The 3,420-nt window shown below is 42.5% G+C and carries 7 protein-coding genes; 1 reads left to right on the forward strand and 6 read right to left on the reverse strand.

Translation table 11 applies throughout. The features are described from left to right. The coding region (locus ATB78_RS27630; protein ID WP_155647884.1) for a helix-turn-helix domain-containing protein at window positions 1-220 on the reverse strand (220 nt) is incomplete at its 3' end. 290 nt (window positions 221-510) lie between these two features. Between ATB78_RS27630 and ATB78_RS27635 the strand changes: the two genes are divergently transcribed. Then, on the forward strand, window positions 511-921 hold the full coding sequence (locus ATB78_RS27635) for a GNAT family N-acetyltransferase (protein ID WP_061011141.1): 411 nt from the start codon (window positions 511-513) through the stop codon (window positions 919-921). 266 nt (window positions 922-1,187) lie between these two features. Here the strand turns inward: ATB78_RS27635 and ATB78_RS29775 are convergent, their stop codons facing one another. The 5 genes from ATB78_RS29775 to ATB78_RS30360 form a co-directional block, all read right to left on the reverse strand. Further along, window positions 1,188-1,451: a hypothetical protein gene (locus ATB78_RS29775; protein ID WP_155647887.1), complete on the reverse strand. Its 264-nt coding sequence runs from the start codon at window positions 1,449-1,451 to the stop codon at window positions 1,188-1,190. 317 nt (window positions 1,452-1,768) lie between these two features. Beyond that, window positions 1,769-2,071, reverse strand: coding sequence for a hypothetical protein (locus ATB78_RS29090; RefSeq protein WP_081096695.1), 303 nt, complete (start codon window positions 2,069-2,071; stop codon window positions 1,769-1,771). 251 nt (window positions 2,072-2,322) lie between these two features. Beyond that, complete coding sequence (locus tag ATB78_RS27640) at window positions 2,323-2,820, reverse strand: GNAT family N-acetyltransferase (RefSeq protein WP_061011142.1); 498 nt, start codon at window positions 2,818-2,820, stop codon at window positions 2,323-2,325. Beyond that, window positions 2,817-3,089 (reverse strand): DUF1778 domain-containing protein, encoded by a 273-nt coding sequence (locus tag ATB78_RS27645; RefSeq protein ID WP_013571703.1) that lies wholly within the window; start codon window positions 3,087-3,089, stop codon window positions 2,817-2,819. The genes ATB78_RS27640 and ATB78_RS27645 overlap by 4 nt, the downstream gene beginning before the upstream one ends. Window positions 3,090-3,237: 148 nt before the next feature. After that, a partial coding sequence (locus tag ATB78_RS30360; RefSeq protein ID WP_346393705.1) for a hypothetical protein occupies window positions 3,238-3,420 on the reverse strand: 183 nt, incomplete at its 5' end.

Raw genomic sequence — 3,420 nt, forward strand, 5'->3', positions numbered from 1 at the left:
GCGAGCGGCTCAGCCGGTTACGAGCCATTTGTTGGGCTCTCCACGCCTGATAGGAGTACCTTTTAAAGTGTCTGTTGTATCGGGAATTGCGTTCAATTTCTCGATAGATAGTAGCTTTGTGACGACCCAGTTGTTTAGCTATTTTAGCGGTACTAATTCCTTGCTTTCTGAGTGCAGAAATCATATACCTTTCGTTCTCAGTGAGGTGCGTGTATCTCATGTTTTTTACTTCTTGGCGGGAGCAAACTTCATGATTATCGCATCTCACTGTTTTTATGTTCAGAGGTGTCGCACTTCGTACTTGAATCCAAGCAGCATAACAAACTGTTTAAGAGTGATTCGCAACGCGTGGCATTTTTACTATGCGTTGCGTTTTGTGTTTAAGGTGGTATGCGGCAGCATCGGTATTACGTTGCTCACACCTTAACAGGGCGTTATGTTTGTGAGGTGTCTCAATAGAACCGATAGGACTATTTTTCGGTGCATGTTCGTAACTTTAAGAGAGAAAATATGACAATTATGTATAAAGAAGAGCATGGTGATTTCTATGTTTATCTTGAAGAGCACCCTAGTGATTGTTGCTGTATGTGGCGCAAAAGTGACGTTATGAATGGAGTGTATTCTATTGAACGTTTAGATGTATTACCTGAACTTCGTGGTCAAGGCATGGGTCGAAACCTACTAAATGCAGCTATTCAACATATTGAATCTGAATATCCTAAAGCGTGTATCGAGATCTCTGCAAAACCTGATGGAGACAGTGATATAACCAAGGAGGATCTCGCAGCATTCTATAAGTCTGCCAATTTTGAAATATACTGGGAGAACTCAAGCCGCATTGACCTTCGACTATACTTGGATGAATCATTAAAGCCTACGCCATTATATGACAGCCCAGAGTATTTCAAGATTACTCTCTGACATTAGCAGCAAAAAAACATAACAAACTGTTCAAGAGGGATTCGCAACGCGTGGCATTTTTACTATGCGTTGATTTTAGTGATTAAGGTGGAGTGCGGTGGTTTCGGTATTGCGTTGCTCACCCCTTAACAGAGCGTTAGTCGCCAGAAAAAGCTAGCAGTCAAAATCATGTTTCTGAGCTAAAAATTTGGCAGCGGTTTGTTTGGTACACAGATTCATCTTCGACGGTCAAAGCTCTGTTTCATCGGTTCTAAATCAATGCATTGCTATTTTCCAAGCGGTTGTTTCGTTCTTTGGTGGTGATAGAGCGGGGCAATCGAAAATCTGTTTTTGGTTTCAACTCCGCTCGGTGAGTTTGTTGGTACAAAAGCCGATTTACTCGCTGAAGTGACTTTTTCTCTGGTGTTGTAAATTCCACGTGGTTTCAGTGACTTTGTTGAAAGTCCGCACTGTGAGATTGGCTTTCCAAAAGCGCTTTTTGGTGTTGTCAGTCCGTTTTCTGCGGCGTTGTTTGTTCCAAGTGGTTTCATTGAGTAGCCGCTTTGAGACTACGCCAGACTTAAATGCATCAAAGCACATAAAGTTTGTTGTTCGCAAAGTTTAGTTCGGCTTAAAATTGTCGTTCGGTGCCTCGCGACTAACAAACTGCTCAAGAGGGATTCGCAACGCGTGGCATTTTCACTATGCGTTGATTTTCGTGATTAAGGTGGTTTGCGGCGGCTTTTGTATTGCGTTGCTCACCCCTTAGCAGGGCGTTAGTCGCCAGAAAAAGCTAGCAATCAAAATCATGTTTCTGAGCTTAAAATTTAGCAGCAGTTTGTTTGGAACACAGATTCATCGTCGATCCTTAGAACTTAGTTTTAGCTGTTTTGAGTCCAAAATTTTGCAAGTGTCCTAGCGATTGTTTTGTTCTTTGGTGCTGACAGAGCAGGGCAATCGAGAGTTTGTTTTTGGTTGCAACTCCGCTCGGTGAGTTTGTTGGTACAAAAGCCGATTTACTCGCTGAAATGACGCTTTCTCTGGTGTGGTAAGTTCCACGTGGTTTCAGTGACTTTGTTGAAAGTCCGTACTGTGAGATTGGCTTTCCAAAAGCGCTTTTTGGTGTTGTCAGTCCGTTTTCTACGACGTTGTTTGTTCTAAGTGGTTTCATTGAGTAGTCGCTTTGAGACTGCGCCTGACTTAAATACATCAATGCACATAAAGTTTGTTGTTCGCAAAGTTTAGTTCGGCTTAAAATTGTCGCTCGGTGCCTCGCGACTAACAAACTGCTCAAGAGGGATTCGCAACGCGTGGCATTTTCACTATGCGTTGAATTTAGTGATTAAGGTGGTTTGCGGCAGCTTCGGTATTGCGTTGCTCACCCCTTAGCAGGGCGTTAGTTTGCTAAAGGCTAGCGGTTAACTAGCCTAAGCTTGCTCTCACATCTGCAATGGTGATGAAGAGCTTGTTTTCGGCATCATGAAATGCTTGAAAACCATAGCGTTCATAGAAATGTTTTGCTCCATCTTTGGCATCAACGATAACAACTGGAAATGCAACGCTATCACTAGCTGCTAATAGTTTTCTGAGTGCGTCGATAAGCAGCCACTCACCAAATCCTTTCCCTTTGTATCGGTCATCGATAGCAAGGCGGGCAATCAGACCACCAGAGGTGGATGATTGGTGTTTTTTTTGTAACTTATCGGGCAATGCCTTTAAGTCAATTGGTGTCATTGTTAGCGTGTAAAAGCCGATGACATGTGAGTTGTCGGTATCATCTTCCAAAACAAACGTTCTGGTGTTGTCTTTTTTTGCTTGCTGACTCGCCATTACTTTTAAGTAATTATTGAGAGCTTCGATACCACAGTTGAATCGGTTTCTATCGTGTTTAGCTTTATCTAGAAGTACCGTATTCATCATTGAATTTTGCTCTCGTATCGATCAGCAGCAGCTTTTAGTTTTGAGTTCTGTGTAGCAGGGCGGTCTAAAGCTTCCATCAGCAACATAGCATCAGCTTGGCTCAGTTTTAAAGCCTGTTCACGTTCGATGACTTGTTTGGCTTTTTCGATTGCAGCGCTTAGAACAAACGAGTTGATGCTAGACATGCCGGCGATCGCGGCAGCCTTAGTAAGTAAGTCTTGTGTATCGACATCAACTCTAGCGGTGATGCGAGGCAAAGTAGTAGCCATAATGTTATCTCCTGTTGTGTCAAAGTGTCACATAGGTATTATGGTCTTAAAGTGTGCAATAAGCAATCTTCGTGTCACTTTGGCACGCAAACTAACAAACAATTTAAGAGTGATTCGGCACGCTTGGCATTTTTACTATGCGTTAATTTTAGTGATTAAGGTGGTATGCGGTGGCATCGGTATTGCGTGCCTCACACCTTAATTGGGCGTTAGCTGATAATATTACTTTGAAGTACGGGGATTTAAATTGGAAAAAAAACATGAGCAGTCCATCATTGATGGCTTTTTCGATCATTTTAAAGAAGTTGCAATAGAAAAAGGCGAAAAATTG

Origin of the sequence: Vibrio sp. CUB2 (assembly GCF_001557945.1) — a bacterium.
Classification (GTDB): domain Bacteria; phylum Pseudomonadota; class Gammaproteobacteria; order Enterobacterales; family Vibrionaceae; genus Vibrio; species Vibrio owensii.